Below are 15,924 nucleotides of genomic sequence, written 5' to 3'. Positions count from 1 at the left end.
GTCAGAAACCGGGCTTTCTATGATTCATTCTTGATCATAGAAAGCCCGGTTTATAATCTGTTATATCCTTATTACCAATAAGGCAAAATCATTCGTAAATACAATGATTCCCGCTTTATTATGGTTCAAAAACTGTTAATTCTGCTGCGTACCGAAGTATAGTGACCGCATCCCTGCTATCTGCCAGATTATCTCCATTCATGTCTGCGATCTGCAGCTGTTCCTCTGACAGTTCTTCCTTCTCTGCATTATATTTCAACAGTTTAGCAGCATCTTTCGTATCTACCACACCGTTTAAATCAACATCTCCCAACAACCGTACCTCCAGGATTTCTATAATCAGCTTCTTCAGGGCTTCTCCTGTCATATCCTGATCTGCATTCCGGTTATCATAAACTGTCTGCGCTTCTGCAGTCATCTCCGACAGCCCCTCCATACTGGCTTCGAGATATTTTTTGGCATCTTTAAGGATTTCATTTGCTTTATCCAGTGCGTTTTTCAATTCTTCTTTGTTGCCTTTTCTTACAAGTGATACCATGGCATCTGCCAGTTTTTCATAAGCCGTATTCATCTCCTCCGGGGATGCCTGGCTGTTTTCTGCTGTTTCTTTTGCCTGAGCCAGTATATCCTTCAGGTTCTGTACGCTTATAGCTGTATACTGATCTTGCATTTTCAATATTTCTTCTGCCTTCTGAATCAGGATATCCAGCCTTGTGTCTGCTTTTTCTACCATCATAGATGTCACTGCCGTCAGCAGTCTTGTAGTTGCTTCGTTGATTGTTCCCTGATCTGCAAGATTGCTGTCAAATACCTGCTGTGCCTGCAAAAGTGCTTTTCTGACTTCTGCCACGCTTTCCTCTGTGTACTGAGACAGGCCTGCTGTATCTGCAAGAATTGCCTCTGTCCCTTCTATGGCTGCCTTCAGGCCTGTCTTCTGTGGGCCGTTTTCTACAAGAAAGCATGCTGTAATCAGATTTATAAAAGCTTCATCTGCCTGCTCCTGAGTGACAGACGGGTCTTTTAGAATCGCTCTTGCTGCATTTAAAGCTTTCGCCACTGCTGCCCAGGTTTCTTCCGTATAACACTGGTTTTCTTCCTGTTCCTTTTCCATTGCCTCTGCCATGGAAATTGCCAGATTCAGGCTCGTCAGATCTGCATCCGGTGCCTCGCTTCCTTTCTCCACATAGTGAAGTATTACGTATCGGTATACGCTCTGGGTGATGCCGTCCTCTGCAGTGACAAACATCTCAACCGCATTAATTCCTCTAAACAGCGGAACCGTTATGGTATCTGTTTGAATATTGCCTAATTCATTACCATTTAAAAGTACCTGCACCGACGCACCCTCTGTTGGAACTACCTGGAAACGAACTGCCTTATTCTCATATTCTGCTGCAATATAATACTTCTGATTTTTATCAAATTCTCCAAAATCCGTCTCTTCACATAACACAGTCTCCAGATTGCTGTTGGAAGCTGCTTCCGGTATCTTCATATTTGTCTGAACAGGCTCTGCTGCCACCACCGGCACACCTGCCGCCCCATTGGAAAGCATTGGTATCACGACCGGTTTAAAGTAAAATCCATTCAAACTGTAGGGCACCCTGATTTCAGTTCCCTGATATCCATCCAGAATCTCATAATTACCATCGGGGGCATCCGAAACCATCCAGCGGATTACATCGTTTACTTTTTCTGCACTTGTCAGATAATCTGCAGTCAGACTCCGGCTATTTTCATCATAGGCCGCCTCCACACTGCTGACTTCCTGAATCACCGCTTCTTCTCCAAACGGAACCGCTTCTTCATTTACCATAAAATCCCGGAACCGGATAACCGATGTTCCGTCACCGCAGGTACAAAGAATGCCCGCCTTTAAGGAATCATCAAGCCCTGTATTTTCCACTTCCTGTACCAGATTCCAGGTGCTGCCGTCCGTACTGTAATAGCCGCGGATAACAGACTCTGTTTTTTCCAGTTTCAGATATATGATTTCTCCAAAGATATCATCAATCCCTGATTCGGATGGGTTTCCTTCTTTTTCTGTAATTACATTCAGCTTTGGATTTCCATTGGCATGTTTTCTCTGAATCGCAGTATAATTATCTGCATCACGGTAGAAGACAAGCCCCGTTTCTTCGTATCCCTGATGTGTCTTTCCTTCCATTTCTACAGTTATGACAGCCTGACTGGAATCAGCCAGTTCCGCAAGTACAATATTCGTAGCGCCATTGCCTGACTCCCAATCTCCCGCTCCCGAAGGACATATATAAAGATCCTCCTGATCCAGTCCCCAGGTTCCTTTCACCGGATTTAGAATCGTAAGTGCATTGGAAAGAACCTTGGTATTCTCCCTGATCACTACCAGCTTTGCTGCTGATATACCGTTGGAAGCAGTTCCCTTCACAAGTACCGCACCTGCTTTTTTGGCGGTAAGAAGACCGTCCTGGCTGATAGCTGCTACGTCAGAAGCCGCTCCTGTCCTGATATCCTCCACCGTATAAACCACATCTTTCATCTGCGCATTTTCCGGATATAGGGCAGCGGTAATCTGCAGGGTACTTCCTGCCCCATCCAGCACATCACTTTCAGAAATTAGCTTTACAGACTGGGGGTAGATTATTTCTGTCTGGGCTCCCACATTTACCTGCAGCGGGGCGGAAGCATATTTTCGGTCATTTATAACACTATATGCCCGGATCAATGCCTCTCCTTTGGAAATTCCCAATATCTTTCCATCTGCTGAAACTTTTGCAATATCCGGTGAGCTGCTTTCATAATAAACTTCTCCCAGAGCAGCAGCTTTTTCCCCCTCTCCTATGGATATCCCTTCCTTATCTGACAAATTAATATCACTAACGTCCATATTATTTATGGACACATTCATTTTCATTCCTGCATCATATTCATTATTTTGTATCGAGACATTCTTGCATCCGTTAAAGGAATACAGATCATTATCCAGCTGGCTTGCTGAAGATTTCACTTCTGCCTGCAGACCTTCTCCAACACTTATCGTACATTCTTGTGCCGTTTTGCCGTTTAAAGTCAACGCCAGATCCACATTTGGTTCAAATCGGAATATACGGTTGCCTTCTATCGTTATTCCGTCCACACTCTTGGCATCTACTACCTTGCTGCCCGACTGGTAAAATTCATTTCCTGTAATCTGAATGTTTTTATGAACGGTACTGTCTACCGAGACATTGGGATTTGTGGGTTCAATAAAGATCACACCATTTCCCTGGCAGCGGTAAAACTTATTATTCTGTATCGTTACATCTTCCACTCTTCCAGACTCATACCAGCTCTGTGCATCACAGGAAATATAGATTGCCGCCATGGACGTGCCCTCAAACACATTTTCCTCAATCAGCACCGGTTTGCGTGTTGTAACCAGTATTCCTCTGGTTGGGATCTGCTTAAATGTATTTCTGCGAATCTCCACTTCCGGCGTATCGGTAATATTCTCTGCCACAAACTGCCATTCCTGTACCTCATCCGGAATCGGCTCTGTAAACCGTATTACGGTATCCGTAAGACTGATTCCTTCACTGCTGCTGCCGGTAGGGCCGCTGATGATTTCCTCCACTGTACAAATGGAATCCTCCAGGGGAAGCATGTTGCTCTGCCTTGTAAACTCTACCTGATCTCCTTCAAAGAAACTTGGAAATCCTGCTGTTTCATCGTGATTATATCTTACTGTCACTTCTCTTCTGTCACCGCTGATACTCACTACCTGCTGGAAAGTTCCGTGTATATTAATCGGATCATCATGAGGATTTGCAAAATAACAGTCCTCTACCAGAATCTTTCCTCCACAGCCTGACATCTGGAGAAAATCCGCATATCCTGCCGTAGTTCGGCCGGTTTCCTCCGGTGCCCGGAAGTCTACATCCCGCAGTGAAATATTATCCGTAGTCTGCCCCACCATTCCAAATCCGTGGAGATACCGGATATCTAAATTTTCCATCTCAATATCCTTACTGAGCCAGAAAAAAGCTCCCGGTGTATCTCTGCGGGTAGGACGCATCTGGTAACACATGCCGGTTGTCACACTGTCCGGCTTTCCATTGTAGGTAATTTTTACTCTTCGATTGCCCAAGTCTTCCATTCCTGCCCGGTTATCAAAAAGTTCATTGCTGCGTGTAGTTATCCCTGTCCTCAGGTCTATGCTCTGGGCATAATTATTTTCAAACTTGTCTGTACCTGTCCAGTAGTATTTGCCTGTATAGGGGCTTTTGTCACTGAACCAGTTAATCTGGCCATTCTCTATGGAATACTCGTAGCACTCCGGAATATATACGGTAGCTGTATTTCCATCCACAGATTCCACGGTTATATCTACAACGGTGGGTACCTCGAAATCAACGGTAAAATTCTGAAATCTTACATTTTCACTACGGATCGCCGCAAAAGCCGTCATTTTCCCATGAAAATTAATGACTGAACCATTGCCTTCCATCACAATGTGATTGAGGTCTTCTATCAGAATACCTATTTTTTTATCTTTATAAGCCGAATCGGCACCTACTGTATTCGAGACATAAAGCTCTCTTTCTTCTGCCTTATCCGGATAAATCTGGTATTTACCCTGAGGAAAATCAATTACAATTTCCTGTTCCGGATTTTTCTTTCTCAGATATGCAGCTCTGTCCAGTGCTTTTATAACGGCCTGGGCACTGTCCTTGCTTCCTTTGGGATCTGCTCCGTAATCAGTGACGTGAATGATATAATCCTCTGGCTTTTCCGGTTCTTTTTCTTTCAGCCTCTTCATTTCCCGGTCGAGCTCATCATGTGCAGCATTGATCTCTTCCTGACTGGCCCTTTCATCCTGGAAGACATTTTCTGCCTGAAGCAGTGATGCCTTGAATTTCCGGAATCCATCACCGTCAGGATCGGTATAATCCTGCAGTACTATATCCTGTGCCTCTTGCAAAAGTTTACCCAGTAGTGTTTTATCTCCTCTCTGATACTCTGTCAGAAATCTGGCATCTGCCCAGTCCGCGTGATCCGACCAGTTATTTTCTCCCTGCTCTGCAACAAGTATGATTTTCTCCGTTAAGCCGCCGATTTCCAGATCAATCGTTTTTTGGGGTGTATTACTGACCATTTCACCGCTGTCATATACCGGATCCTGCTTTTCATCATTAAAATATACTTTAAACCTTACACTTGCGGGATTGCCTGCTGAGTTCTGAGAATAATCTATTCCCACATTACTTCTGAACCGCGTGTAACCTTTATTCTTGATATCATATACGATCCTGGACTCTGCGTGGGTTCCCAGACCCTTTTCATATACTGCCGGATTCTGTTCTTCATCCGTTAGACAGATCTGCTGCCCTGATGAGGAAACATCCCTGTTTACCGAACCATATCCTGCTTCTGCGCTTTTCCATTCAAGATCGGATAAATATACGGCATTTTCCTCCTGTGCATCCTGCTGGTATTCTGCGTAAGATTCAATATAAGTGGCATCTCCTCCATTGTCACCTTCTGCATCAAGTACAATCTGGATCAGATCTCCCTTTAGTACTTGACTGGTGTTAAGAATCTGCAGTGTCTTTCCGGCTTCCAGTACTTCCTTATCTTTATTTACCGGCCATATTCTTTCCCCGTTTTTTAATACCGAAAGGGAAACCTGCCCAGGCTGGTTCAGATATTTCTGTGCAGATGCCCGAAGGGACAGCCGTCCTGCCTGTGGTGCCTCAAAGGTACGGACAGCATTTACATTGGATGCAGGGTGCATATATCTGGGACCTGCATACAGCCAGTTACCGCCTTCCCATGCATATTCACCTGCTATATAACCTCCTTTGCCTTCTAAATCGGAAATGTCACCGCTTTCTTTATCCATTTTCCGGTATGTCCATCCGTTAGCACCATTTACACCCGGCACAAAACTTTCCCAGGCTCCATACCTTTGTTTGCGCTCTTCTTCCCTGATGTGAATCTTGTATTGTTTCACACCCTTTTTGTCTGGGGAGACAACCTCTGCCGTAATATTATTATTTTCATCGGGCACTATACGGATATACTCCATATCCATCAAAGTATCCCCATGCCCGGTTTCCACTTTTTCTCCATTAATGGTAATCTGTGAAGCAGTGTTTGCCGGAAATGCTTTCACCCAGACTTCCTTTTCATTACCGGTTAAGCTTATCTCATACGCTGTCTGGTTCTGCCGGAATAAAATGTCATGACCTGCCACTGAAAGTCCCGACAGATTATAATCTTTAACCGTATCCACACCTTTATCTTTAAATAGTTCCAATTCTTTTATGGAAGCACGGGGCAGGCTGCCTCCTGTTTCTCCCTGGGTGGATTCTACTTTCGTAAATTCTATTTTAATATAACGGATCTTAGATGCAGTAAAATAGTCCAGTTCGCCATTTGCATGGGCAGTTTTTGAAGACTCAGACTTTTTATCCCAATTTACATTATCCGAAGACGTGTAGATTGTATAGGTACACTTCAGATAATCATGTTCCACAGCCAGTCTGGCATTCCGGATATCGTATTCCTGTCCCAAATCCAGATACAGGGATTCACTGTTCTGTTCTGTTACTTTATTTCCGCTTCTCCACAGGGTGAGAATGTCGCCATCCACCGCATTGTCCGGTACGGTACCCACATCACTGCTTGTTGCCGTAACTGCAGCTTTTACAGCCACATTCTCTTGCAATTCACTTTCATCGGGATTTCCCTTTCCTTCTGTTATATAAAGAGACAGCCAGCATGGAATAACTTCATTTAGTCCTTTTTCATCTTCCGCACAGAGCATCAGGGTTTTTACTCCTGTAATATCCACATCGATCTCTGCTGCTTTTGACGTTACCGGGTCACTTACATACAAAAGCGCACCGTCTCCATATATCTTAAATTTCACTCCGCTTTTTGTCTTTTCCGGATTTTTAACAGCGGCTTTCCCAGTCAGCTTCTCATAGCCTCCGTCCAGTTCGAACATAACAGGAGCCATGTTTTTCACTTCCATGCTTTTGGTATAATCCTCTCCATCTATAGAGACCGTGTCTTTTACAATCCCAGGAGGATCCTCTCCGGGAACACTTTCCTGTTTGTCCGTCAGATACATTGACACCTGGTCCATAGGCGTGCCCTGTGCAATCTCTTCATAAGGAACCCTTTTATCTGTCATCTCCCTGGTTTGAAGCTCAACGGATTCCGGCTCCATACCGGGCGAACTGACCGTTACCTGGATTTTCCCCGGGTTCTTACCAGCCTGAATAAAGATTCCTGCAACTCCTGCTTCTGCATTAACAGGATTAGCACCTACTCTTTTATCACCATTTCCGATAATACTTCCCTGTCCTTCTACCGAAAACTTTAATTTATTGTCGGCTTCTGCGCATACGTTTCCTTCTTCATCCAGCACATATGCATATACCATAACCTGGTCAGAACCATCCGCTGTGAGTCCATTACCCGAATCATCCACTTCCAGCCTGAGTCTGGCCGGTTCCTTTGCCGTATGTACTTCCTGACCGGCAATTACATTTCCATCTGCATCATAACCTTCCGCCTTTAAATAAGAACCTTCCGTATATGGTACATTTTCAAAATAATAGGGCGGGTGTTCCAGATTAGAAGATGTTCCCTCATCCAGCGGGACATTTTCCTGTTCCCATAATATTTCTTCATTCTTGCCCATAACACAAAGTTTAACTTTGTCGGCATTACTGTACACATAGATCATTCTTTTGCTATCTGTTCCCACCGTTTCCTGATTAGACTTATCCACCACAGGCGCCTTCGTCCCCCAACTGCTGGCTATAAAAATCATTGGGCCTGTCGCAACATCCTGAGATTCCAGGTATTCATCCTCTGCGGTTGATCTCTGGCTTGCAAAAGCATAGTAGGAATATTTCGGTATTCTCTTTAAATCCCATATTCCGCAAGGAGACATCGTTTCATGATATCCTCTGTTGTGGTCAATTCCAATCCACATGGTCATGCCTGCAAAACGATGTGCGCTATCCTTGTAATTCTGTATTCCTTCTGACAGAGAGACCGCTCCGGTTCCTTCAAATGAGTATCCCTTCCATAGTCTGTTATTAGCCTGTTTCACCATTCTTGCCTCACCACCGGGATAAAATGACTCTTTTCCCCTTGTAACGCGGCAGTCATTAATAAAATTACCAAACTGCTCTTCCCAGTGATCTCCATATTCCCGAATAAGGGACAGTGCAGTATCTGACCAGGATTCTACTTCTTCCGGTGTCCCGTATAAGATATCTCCTTTTGCTCCCCCATGTGGATTTTCTGCAGAAGTTTTCAGTGAGGGATGCTCTTCTTTTGCCACTTGCTCCAGTTCATTTGTAAATCCTTCCGGTACACCGGGAGATTCATTTAGTGATATCTCAAAAGTAAGAATACTGGGATGATTTCTGTCTCTTCGAACCATCTGCCTGATATCATTTTTCACACGCTGTGCAAAAATTTTATCATCCGACCAATGCTGCCATCCAGGTATCGCCTCGATGACTAAAATTCCCAGTTCATCACAGGCCTTTAAAAATTCTTCCGACTGGGGATGATGTGCTGTTCTCACAATATGAAACCCGGCCGATTTAAACTTTATGGCATCTCTCCTCTGGAGGGAATCAGATGCCGCATATCCGATATAGGGATATTCCTGATGCCTGTTGACACCTGATAAAAACCCGGCATGCTTATTGTTTATCAAAATACCTTTTTGTGCGTCCATCTCGATTTTCCGAATACCTGCCGGAGTCTCTGTCCGGTCTGTCTCTGCACCGTCAGCATATACTTCAGACACAATGGTATGCATATACGGATGATCCAGATCCCATAATTCAGGATTTTCAACAGTAACCGATTGTTTTACCTCTCCGGCGCCAGCACCCGGCAAGGACAATGTTTTCCTGTCTTCACCTACCACGGTACCATCTTGATTTACAATTTTTGTAACCAGAGAAATCTGCTTTTCTTCTTTATCTTCATTTCTGATATGCGTCTTAATATCCACAATAGCTTGTTCCGGGGACACCTCCGGAAAATCTACCAAGATCCCGCCTCCTGCTGTCTCATCCTCAAAAAGCTCATCTGTAATATGAACGTTATTCACGGAATGAAGCCAGACATTTCTATAGATTCCTCCAAAATAAGTGAAATCCAGCTGACCCTGGGGTTTACCCGGGGGAACATTTACATTATCGCTGTTATCGGTTAAAACGGTGATTACATTTGCCTCGCCGTCACAATGAACAGCATCTGTAATATCCAGAATAAACGGCAGATATCCGCCGTATTGGGTATTTTCTCCTGTTTTTTCCGCCATATGTCCCTGGAGATGCTTGCCATTTACCCATACGTCCGTCACACCCATGACACCTTCAAATTCTATATACAGCTTTTTATCTTTGTACGAATCTGACAGATAAAAATGTTTTCTGTACATGGCAGGCCCCTGATAGTTTTTTCCTCCGCTGGTATTTTCTTCCTCAAGTCTTACGGAATGGGGCAGATCTACGTTCTCCCACCGTTCCAGCTCCGCCATATCATAATCTGGCTTTATTGCTTCCGGAATATTCCGCCTTACAAACTTCCATCCCTGGTTAAAATGCAGTTTCTCCCGTGCCTGTTCCGCTTCTATCTGCACAATGTCATCTTTTGCAGACAGTATCATACGCGGGGATAACACCAGTCCGACTGCCATCATCAGAACAAAAACCCATGTAATTCCTCTTCTCTTCATCATGTACCCTCCATAATTACCGTCCCCTAGAGCGTGTTGAGCTAATATACCGCGAAGTGGTGCAGATGGCGGGAATGAATTTTCAAACTCGCTCTATCGAATGGGACTTTCCTGGAATTATTATAGCATGGTGATTTTAAGATCTTTTAGGACTATTTACCTGGTATTTTTCACTATTTTGGGATTTCTGTCAGGCTTTAGAACTTTCTTTAGAATTTAGAATTTTATTATGATATTTCCAATGTTCAGGATCCGGGTCCTGAACATTGGTCGCTGCCCGTTTGCCACGGATATTATTATTTCCGCAATGCAGCCGCCGGCTCCGTATGCACTAACGGCAGACTTGCACCACCGCTTATAACCATAACAACAGCAAAAGCAGCGATGATTGTCAAAACGGCCTGTGTACCGGACACAACAAGGGGTAACCCAAACAGACTGCTGATTAACATACTTCCCCCAAGTAATCCCAGTTCCACCACTGCTGTGAGTATGGAGAGAAACAGATTCTCCCGGAGGATCATACCTGTGATCTGATGCCTGTAATAACCCAGCGCAGACAATAACCCTGCCTCCCGGTATCGCGTATTTTGCAGCTTAATCAGAAGTACGGCACAGATAAACAGTCCGATCCCCAGAATCAGAACAGACAGTACCAGAAACAGCTTACCCAGACTTTGAAAGGTATTCTGTAATGCGTATACTTCGTCTGAAGCATTGGTGGAATCCAGTCCCTGCAGTTTGAGCCGGTTGCTGACCGCCACGATATCAGAGAATTTTTTCACATCATAACTGATGGAATAATTGTCCTGGTCCGTTAGATTCTGATAGAACTTCTGTTCTATATCCGAGCTGATGGTAAAATCGTCATAACCCGCATTATAGATACCGCTAATTGTAACGGTATAACTTTGACCATCCAATTCCAAAACAAGCTCCCTGCCAGGCAATGTTTTAATATCTGCTGCCATTTTCCTGGCAAGGCTTGGGGTAATTGCAATCTCATTCATTCCTTTCCTTGGCATAATCCCATACGACAGCCCCTGTGCTGCCTTTGGGACTGGAAATTTTTCAGCCAGAACCTCGCTTTTTCCATTGATATGCAAAGATATATTTTCTAATTTATATTGGTAATAAACATTTTCTATACGTTCGTCCGATTTTAAATAGGATAAAATAGTCCCGTCATCAGCACCCCTGATGTATCCGTTATTAAATGCCGTGTTCTTTGCCTCAAACTCCTGAATAGACTGATCCATCACATTGCCAAAGGAAAGGGAAAATAAAAATGCCAGCATACCGATGGATATTGCCAGTGAAACGGCGATATAACGCTTTATGTGAACCTTAAAATTTTTAACTGCTTTGGATACCATAGATCTTTTATCCGGACTACTTTTCTTAAATGTATTTTTATTTTCATTTAATTCTTTTCGATTTGACGATTGGTCTTCTAATATTTTTTTCTCCTTAATCTGAATAACCTCATCTGCAAATGCGCTTATTTTTTGGTCATGCGTAATTACAACCACCAGTCTGTCCCGGGAAATTTCCCTGAGCAAATTCATGATTTCTGTAGACGCTGCACGATCCAGTGCACCGGTAGGTTCATCTGCAAAAATAATCTGCGGGTCATTTACCAGGGCTCTGGCTATGGCAACCCGCTGTTTCTGACCGCCCGAAAGAGTCTCTGACATCTGATTTTCTTTTTCTTCCAGACCCAGCCTTTTCAGTAGGGCCTTTCCTTTTTTCTGAAATTCCTTCCCTTCCTTTTCCGATTCACAGGCTAGTAATACATTTTCCAGAACGGTATATCCGGGAAGCAGATGATAGTTTTGAAATACAAAGCCTATGTTATCCCTGCGGTATTCACAAAGAGAATCAGCCTTCATCTTACTGATGGAAACCCCTCCTGCTAAAATCTCACCACTGTAATCGGTATCAAATCCCGCAAGCAGATTCAGTAAGGTGGTTTTACCGCCTCCGGAAGGTCCCATGAGACATACAATCCCGGTATCGGGGAAATCAAAACTGCTGTGCTCCAGTATAACGTTATTCCCATATTTTTTTGTAACATCTTTTATTCTGATCATCTTTACCGGTCTCCTGTCTTAAGGGAATTCGTAATTTTCGCTGACAAACTCACCAGAGTTGTTACACTTCCGGAAAGCATACCCATTGCAAGGACAAGTAATACCCCCGCTCCAAGCATCTTACCATTTAAAATATTCACATTCCAGAATGCAGTAGCTGCAAAATCAGCTATCGGTGACATACACAAGAATAAAACGGCTGACACCACTATGGAAAAAAACGCCTCAGTAAATGACATCAGTGCCAGATGTCTTCCGGCATAACCGCTGACTTTATAAATCGCATATTCCCGTTTCCGAATCAAGGCAGTGATGATTGACACTGCCAGAATAATGACAACCGACATGATCCCAATAACAACAACTGCCGCCCCGGACTGCTGGCTCGTCTGCTGGTTTAAACGTACCATATCCTCCACAAGCTCGAATCGTCCTAAAGGCACAATACCGTCTGCATTCAATTCGTCTTTTATTGCTATCATATCTGCCGGAGTTTTCGCCCGAATGGAAAAATTAACTTCTTCGTTCTTAATCCCCGCCTGGTTCCTCATTTCATCAATGGCTGATTTAGTGAAGAAAAAGGCATCATCCACAGAATATTCCATTAACTCCTCACCAGCATCATATTTTACCGTTGTATCCATCACTCCCACAATTTTACAATCCGATGTAACCGGCATCAAAACAGGTTCTCCGCTATCCCAATTATAGACTGCACCGGTAAAAGTAACCGTCTTACCCAATGCCTCTTTGTCAGCCCACCCTAATTTCTTCACGAAGCTCTGCGGAACAACAATTTCATTTTCGTTTCCCATTGGCATTACCCCTGCAGTCAGCTTGTTTATAACGGGTACGGAATTACTTGTATCAATTTTTATGTCATTACCGTCAACGGTTACCTGGATATCGCTATACGCCTGGGTAAAAACGATATGTGAAACCCGGTCATCAGATAAATACTTCTCGTACAGCCCGTCAATATCCTGTGATACATTTGCATCCGGCTCATCATTTTCTTTTCCGTCCGTACCTCCTGCACTCATAAAACTGTTAACAACGCTGATATCCAAAATGCTGTCACCATATGTACGAAACAGTTCATCAAAGGCTGATTGACCCGTATCGGTAATCCCGCCGCTCACTGTGACAAGTAATAAAACCGCCCCCACCATGAGCGACAGCACATGGATGGCAAAACTTCCCCACTTGCTTTTCAGGTTGCTCCAGGCCAGCCTTATTGCATGATATATGCCCAGGCTATGTGCTTTGTTTTGGCCGGCTTTGTTTTGGCCGGCTTTGTTTTCATATCGATTGGTTTTAATCTCCTTTCTGTCTGTTTCATCAGTTGTGCTGACCAGTTCCCCTTTGTCCAATTCATGTACTTTATCCTTTTGATCAATCAATGCAGTATTATGGGTTACTATGATCACGGTTCTTTTCTTTGAAATTTCCCGCAAAATTTTCATAATAATTTTTGAAGACTGTTCATCTAATGCACTTGTTGGTTCATCTGCTATGATTACCTGTGGGTCTTTCAGCAGTTCACGGGCAATTGCCACGCGCTGTTTCTGTCCGCCTGACAGCCTGCCTGTCTTTTGCATTGCCAGCCCGTCAATTTTCAGATACGCCAGGACTTTCATGACTTCTTTTTTATTCTGTTTCATTTTCAGATACCCGGGAAGCATGATATTTTCTAAAACGGTAAGGTCATCCAGCAGGTTAAAATCCTGCCATACAAATCCAAAGATATTATTATAGTAATAACTCTTATCCCGTTCTGTTAGCTTTTTGATATCTTGTCCCCGGTAAAAAACCTCCCCGTCAAAAGACTGTTCCATTCCACTGATAATTTTTAATAATGTAGTCTTTCCGCTTCCGGAGGATCCTACAATAAAATGAAGTCCTTTGCCTATGGTCATTGAAATTCCCCGCAGGGCAAATTCATCTCCAAATTGTTTTGATACATTTTTAATTTCAAACATATAGTAATCTCCTCTAATTGCCAGGTAATTTCATTTCTGCTTTACGATTTTACCCGGTTTCGGTTTTAATACGAATATATTATCACGTCCGACATAAAATCTTTGTTAAGGCAGTTAATGATTTTCTTAACAAAGATTTTATGTGTACGTGGTATAATAATGTAAGATCCAGGAGGTGGGCAAATGAGAATTTTAATTGTAGAAGATGAAACAGATTTATGTGACTCCATTGCTGAGGGGCTGCAGATAGATGGCTATGCGGTAGACACGTGCTATGATGGTGAGGAAGCCTATGAACTTATCACAACGGAAACCTATGATCTTGTTGTACTTGATTTAAATCTGCCGGGAATGGACGGCATTGATATACTTTCAAAAGTACGCAGTCAGGATAAAAATATAAAAATCCTGATCTTATCCGCAAGAAGCACCGTCTCTGATAAAGTAACCGGACTGGATTCCGGAGCAAATGATTACCTGGCTAAGCCCTTTGATTTTGAAGAATTAGAAGCCAGAATCCGCTGTTTACTGCGGCGCACCTTTATACAGGAAGACACTATACTCGTCTGGGACAGTATATCTTTGGATACTGTGAGACGTTCTGCATCCGTAAATGGCGAAGAATTGGCCTTGACAAAAAAGGAACTGGCACTGCTTGAATATTTTCTCCTTCATCCAGACAAAGTAATCAGCCAGGAAGAAATGATGGAACATGTCTGGAATATGGAAGCAGACAGCCTGAGTAATGCTGTTCGCGTACATATTGCATCATTAAGAAAAAAATTAAAAGCCGCTCTGTCTTACGACACCATTGCAACTAAAATTGGTGCCGGGTATTATTTAATCGGAGGTAGTAAATAATGTTAAATAAAATATCTATCCGTCTTCGCCTTACGATCCTGAATGTTATTCTGCTTACCATCTGCTGCGTCGTCCTGACCATCATTTTAAACTTTTCGGCAAACCGGATGGCAAATGTAATCGAAGCTACTGTTGTGACTCCCGCAATTCAGGTTGAGCAGGATACGGATTCTGCAAATACGGAACTTAATACGCAGCTCAATCCTGATACTGCTGCTAATAGTACCATGCCTTCTGCTTCAACCCGGAACTCACAGGCAGCACGTCAGATTTTTTTATACCAGAGTATCTTTTATATGATATTGCTGCTGGTTATTGGCGGATTTTTAACCTACTATATTTCCGGCAAAGCCTTAAAGCCTCTGCATATACTAAGCAGACAGATGCGAAATTGTACCGTTCATAACCTTTCCGAAGATTTAATGGTACCGGAAACCCATGATGAAATCGCTGATTTAACCCGCTCTTTTAATGAAATGTCGAATAAATTAAATGATGCCTTTGCAATGCAAAAACGCTTTTCCCAAAGTGCGGCGCACGAGCTTCGCACTCCTCTCACCGTACTCAAAACAAAAGTGGACGTATTTAAAAAGAAAAATGACCATACTCCGGAGGAATACAGTAAATTATTATCCATCATATCTGCCCATACAAATCGAATGTCTGATCTGGTAAAAGAGCTCTTAGATCTTACAAATATGGATGCTCTGGTGTGTGATCAAAGAATTGAGGCAAACGAACTGCTGATTAATGCTGCAGAAGAATTGTCTCCACTGGCAAAGGAAAAAAATATCTATATTACGGTCAGCGGTGAGGCCCCCATCCTAACCGGCAACAAAAACCTGCTGCACAGAGCATTTTATAATGTCATTGAGAATGCTGTAAAATACAACGTTGAAAATGGTATGGTTGAAATTACTATTTCCACCCGGGAGGGAAATACGGCAATCACCATAAAAGATCATGGTATCGGCATCCCAATTGAAATGCAGCCTCTTATTTTTGAACCATTTTTCCGTGTGGATAAATCCCGTTCCAGGAAGATGGGCGGGGCGGGACTTGGTCTTTCCATTGTGAAATCCATTATTGAAAAGCACAACGGCACAATTTCTGTATCAGATCATCAGGGCGGCGGAACTATTTTTGAAATCTTGCTGCCGTACGGCAATAACCAATTATAGCCTCATGCTTTGCTGCTGTGAACGAAGAAACAAAATAAGACGGAGAGATGTTTTGATGAAATACATTT

5 protein-coding genes are annotated in these 15,924 nt (G+C 43.2%); 2 read left to right on the top strand and 3 right to left on the bottom strand.

The window, feature by feature from the left end; all coding sequences use genetic code 11:
• Positions 1-118: 118 nt before the first annotated feature.
• From CD03_RS32330 to CD03_RS0104125, 3 genes are all read right to left on the bottom strand, one after another.
• A complete protein-coding gene (locus CD03_RS32330) occupies positions 119-9,742 on the bottom strand; it encodes an NPCBM/NEW2 domain-containing protein (RefSeq protein ID WP_081820105.1) in 9,624 nt (3,207 codons plus the stop codon).
• A gap of 293 nt (positions 9,743-10,035) precedes the next feature.
• Complete coding sequence (locus CD03_RS0104130; protein WP_027292548.1) at positions 10,036-11,832, bottom strand: ABC transporter ATP-binding protein/permease; 1,797 nt, start codon at positions 11,830-11,832, stop codon at positions 10,036-10,038.
• 2 nt (positions 11,833-11,834) lie between these two features.
• Entirely contained in the window at positions 11,835-13,814 is a 1,980-nt protein-coding gene (locus CD03_RS0104125; protein WP_027292547.1) for an ABC transporter ATP-binding protein/permease, read from the bottom strand.
• A 183-nt stretch (positions 13,815-13,997) separates the two neighbouring features.
• Here CD03_RS0104125 and CD03_RS0104120 point away from each other — a divergent pair, with 183 nt between their 5' ends.
• Both CD03_RS0104120 and CD03_RS0104115 read left to right on the top strand, forming a co-directional pair.
• Entirely contained in the window at positions 13,998-14,675 is a 678-nt protein-coding gene (locus CD03_RS0104120; protein WP_027292546.1) for a response regulator transcription factor, read from the top strand.
• Positions 14,675-15,856: a sensor histidine kinase gene (locus CD03_RS0104115; protein WP_044288892.1), complete on the top strand. Its 1,182-nt coding sequence runs from the start codon at positions 14,675-14,677 to the stop codon at positions 15,854-15,856. The genes CD03_RS0104120 and CD03_RS0104115 overlap by 1 nt, the downstream gene beginning before the upstream one ends.
• Positions 15,857-15,924: the final 68 nt, after the last annotated feature.

Origin of the sequence: Robinsoniella sp. KNHs210, assembly GCF_000686105.1 — a bacterium.
Classification (GTDB): Bacteria; Bacillota; Clostridia; order Lachnospirales; family Lachnospiraceae; genus Robinsoniella; species Robinsoniella peoriensis.
Note: the sequence above shows the minus strand (reverse complement) of the source record. Positions and strands in the feature narration are given on the sequence as shown.